The organism is Nostoc sp. 2RC (assembly GCF_014222165.1).
Lineage (GTDB): Bacteria > Cyanobacteriota > Cyanobacteriia > Cyanobacteriales > Nostocaceae > Nostoc > Nostoc linckia.
Genome location: NZ_JACKZU010000516.1, coordinates 1 through 4,238 on the forward strand (window position 1 = coordinate 1; position 4,238 = coordinate 4,238).

2 protein-coding genes are annotated in these 4,238 nt (G+C 41.8%); one reads left to right on the forward strand and one right to left on the reverse strand.

Going from position 1 to position 4,238, the window contains the following annotated elements; all coding sequences use genetic code 11:
• On the forward strand, positions 1-1,223 hold a 1,223-nt coding region (locus tag GNE10_RS32420), incomplete at its 5' end, for a DUF4114 domain-containing protein (RefSeq protein ID WP_185570098.1).
• 13 nt (positions 1,224-1,236) lie between these two features.
• Here GNE10_RS32420 and GNE10_RS32425 read toward each other — a convergent pair.
• Positions 1,237-3,897 (reverse strand): pitrilysin family protein, encoded by a 2,661-nt coding sequence (locus tag GNE10_RS32425; protein WP_185570100.1) that lies wholly within the window; start codon positions 3,895-3,897, stop codon positions 1,237-1,239.
• Between the last annotated feature and the right edge of the window lie 341 nt (positions 3,898-4,238).

The window sequence follows — 4,238 nt, forward strand, 5'->3', positions numbered from 1 at the left end:
TCACCTACAGCCTAATCCCTGGCAATGGCGATACTGATAATAACGCCTTCACCATTGATGGCAATCAACTAAAAATCCAAAACTCTCCAAACTTTGAAACTCAATCAAGTTACAAAATTCGCGTAAAAACAACTGATGCTAATGGACTATCTTACCAAAAGGCATTAACTATCAGTGTCAATGACCTCAATATTCCCACTAAACTAACAACAAAAGATGATGATATCTTTAACATTATAGGTGACGATACTAAAGCCACACTGCAAGTTACGCTCACAGGAAGTAATTCTAATCTGGTAAATGAACTGGGAGTATTTATTGTTGACGATGATACTGGCAAAATTAATGGTATCGCTCCTGGTGAGGCAGGTTACGCCCAAGCTGCTTTAGCTCGCGCTCAGGTAATTTTTTCGGTTATTACTAACATCCCCAATGGATTTAATACTACTAATATTACACGCTTATTAGAACTCAATTCCGGCGATCGCCTGAGATTTTATTTAGTCAAAAATAGTACAACAGATGCAGTATTAGCTGGAATCACCCCAATTACAGAAGTTTTATTTTCTAATACAGCGACACAAAAAGTAACTAATTTAGGCAATGATGAATTTACTTTAGCTTGGGAAGATGGTAGTGGTGCTAGCAATTTTCAAGATTTGGTAGTGAAGATTGGGGGTACTAATCAATCTTTAGCTGTGGGTACAAATTTGCAAGGCAATTCACAAGCAGAATTGATTGATTTACGCACCCAGACACAATTAATGAAAGCTGATTTTACCGTCAACAGAGAAGCAGCTTTTGATAACTTTGTAGGATTTTATAAGATAACCGATAAAAATGGTGGAATTGATACTAACGATGATGGCAATGCAGATATTCTCCCCGGACAGGCTGGTTATACGCAAGCGGCTGTGCGTGGGCGTGTTGCAGGGATTGACCTAACAGTTAGTAATCAAGGTACGGCCACCTTGACTGGTAATTTTTTGGCTGGTGCTATCTATGCACCATTTATTATTGCTAATGGTAGACCCGATGCGATTTTAGATAGCAACGCTAATAACGACCCAGCGGTTTACTTCTCATTTTTGGGAGCTAATACTGACAAAGTTGACCATATTCGCGTGTTGGGAGATAACATCTTTGGTTTTGAAGATTTAGCAAATGGTGGTGACAAAGATTTTAACGATTTAATTCTCCGAGTTAATTTGAGTATTGCTTAGTAAGCTGCTTGAGCTATACACCAGATCCAGCAGTAGCAACTACGATTTTATCTGGGTGGATTAACTCTCGCGCTGCTTGATTGACTTCCCCAAGGGCAACTTTCTGGATTGCTTGTGTAAAGGAGTATAATTCTCCTCTATCTAATCCGTAGACTTCATTCATCAGAATTCTATCTGTTAATTCCTCTGGGTTTGCCAGGGAAACACTATAGTTGCCAATTAGGGTGCGTTTAGCTGTTTCTACTTCTAGTTCTGTGACGCGTTGTTCGCGGATTTGCTGTAGTATTTGGCGGGTACTAGCGATCGCTTTGATGCTATCTTCAGGATTAGTTTGCATTTCTATCAAAAATGTCCCCGCATTTTTGCCGACTAGGAAGTAGCTATAAATTCCATAACTCAAACCTTGGCGATCGCGCACTTCTGTTCCCAGTCTACTAGATAAGGTATCGCCTCCCAAAATCTGATTCAACACTAAAACTGCGTAAAACCGAGGATCGTAACGGTTAATACCTGGGTAACCCATACAAGTCACAGCTTGGGTTTTACCTACTAAGACTTGGTTGACACTGACTATTTTTTCTGGCAATGATACTGTAGGATATTTTAACGTCGGTGGTTTACCGCTAACTCGCCAGTCAGCAAACTTGGATTCGATGAGCGATCGCACTGACTCTAGCTCAAAATCTCCCACCAGTACTAGCACTACTGTGTCGGGGCGATAATATTTGGCTTTGAAATCAATCACATCCTGGCGTTTAATCCGCTGTAGACTCTCCTCTGTGGGAAACGTGTATAAGGGATGTTTTTCGGGATAAATCGACTGAACAAATATTCTTCTGGCTACTTCTGACGGCTCATCTAATTCTATTTGCAAATCGGTTAAAGTTTGTTGGCGATGCAGTTCCAACTCTTTAACGGGAAATGTACTATTTTTCAGAGCATCTGCCAAAATTTCAATGAGTATCGGCAAGTCGGGTGCTAAACTATCACCTTCAATTTGCACGCCTTCGGGGTAAGCTTGAAAATCTAAACTCACGCCTCGTTGTGCCAACGTTTTGGCAATTGTTAAGACATCGTTGGTTTTTGTGCCACTAAGCAAATTTTCTGCAACAAAAGCAGCCAGTCCAGCTCGCTCATTTGAATCAAATTCCGTCCCGGCTTGAATGTAGCCGCTTAGGGTAACGGTGGGAGTACTATGGTCAGGTAATAGTAATAGCCGCAGTCCGTTGTTCAATTGGAATTGCTGTGGTAATATTTGGGCGATGTCGTTGACGGTAAGCAACCCATCTGTCGCCAAATCCATAGTTGGTAAGTAATTCGCCACTTCAGCAGCAACTACGGGTGCTACAGGAGAGAAATTTTCGGTAGTTTGGGTTAAATCTGGTTTATGACCAACTTCTGTTGTTTGCTTCTGGGTTGGTTCAAAAAAGCCTACTCTACGTGTTTCTTTTTTGAGATATTTATTAATTACAGCCACAACATCCGTTGGCTTCACCAAACCGACAGCTGCTAAATAGCGGTCTGTATAGCGATAATCATCAGCAGTGGTTTCATCATGGCCTAATTGCATTCCTTGAGAAGTGATATCACGGTTACTCAAAATGACATCTGCTGTTAATTGAGTTTTGGCTCGTTCCACTTCCTCCAATGTCACACCTTTTTTTGCTACATTGGCGATCGCACTATTCAGCACAGAGTCAATTTTTTGCAAATCTTGTTTAGATGCAGCCGTCACCAACACCTCATACCAACCAAATTCCCGCAAACTGGTAACGGATGCTGTAACTTCACGAGCTAAACCTGATTCCACCAAAGCCTGATAAAGGCGAGAATTCCGTCCCTCAGTCAAAATATAATCCATCACATCCAACGCAGGTACATCCGGTTGATTCACATCTGGTAACGGATAAACCGCTTGTAACAAGCGTCCTGCTCCTGGTTCGCGCAATATTATGGGAGTGGGGAGTGAGGAAGATGGGGTAAAAGTATTTTGACTCCTAACTCCTAACTCCTCACTCCTCACTCTCTTTGGTAATTCGCCAAATACTTCTTTAACTATTTCCAGGGTATTTGCGGTTTGAAAATCTCCAACAATTACTAAGACGGCGTTATCGGGAGTGTAAAAGTTGCGGTAATATTTTTCTACCTGCTCAAGTTCAAATTTTTCAACATCTGCTTTGACGCCACCTACAGGCAAACCATAGGCATGATTGGGAAACACTGCTTGCATGAGGGCGCGATTGAGGCGATATTCTGGACTATTTTCGTAACCTTGTAGCTCCGAAATTACTACCCGCTTTTCACTTGCTAGTTGCTCTGGTTCAATCTGGGTATTTTGCATTCTGTCCGCTTCTAGCACCAAGAGTGCTTTCAGCTTGCTTCGTTCAACAGTACCGTAATATGCCGTTTGGTCATAACTGGTGAAAGCATTGGAATCACTACCTAAAGCACTAAACAAACGTCCAAATTGAACCGGACGATTTAGAGTGCCTTTAAACATCATGTGTTCCAATTGGTGAGCAATACCATTGACTCCCGGTTCTTCGTTGCGCGAACCTACCTTGTACCACACCTGCACCGTTACCACGGGCGCAGTATGCACTTCCTTGGTGAGGACAATTAGACCATTTTCTAGTACTGTTTTGCGGACGTTTTCTGTCAGTGTTGAGGGCATTCTTATTTTTACTAGCAAACAAGACTTGTATTTTTTTTTGGATAAATTACAACTAATTTCATTTATTTACAGCCGTTTTCATCTATTTGAACCACAATCCTTTGTAGGATAGTACCGCTGTGCTACCCTACCCTATGGTTTAATTACCTGAAAATTGCTGTCAACCAGAAACTTCCGTAGGGGCACAGCATTGCTCATTGGTGTTAACTTAACCTGAAACCCTTATCAAGACTTGATATTGAGTTCATTCACTTAGGGTTACTCACCACGTCATCCCACCCCGGTTTTGGCTTTAGACAAAACCGGGGTGGGATGACGTGGTGAGTAACCCTAAGTGAATG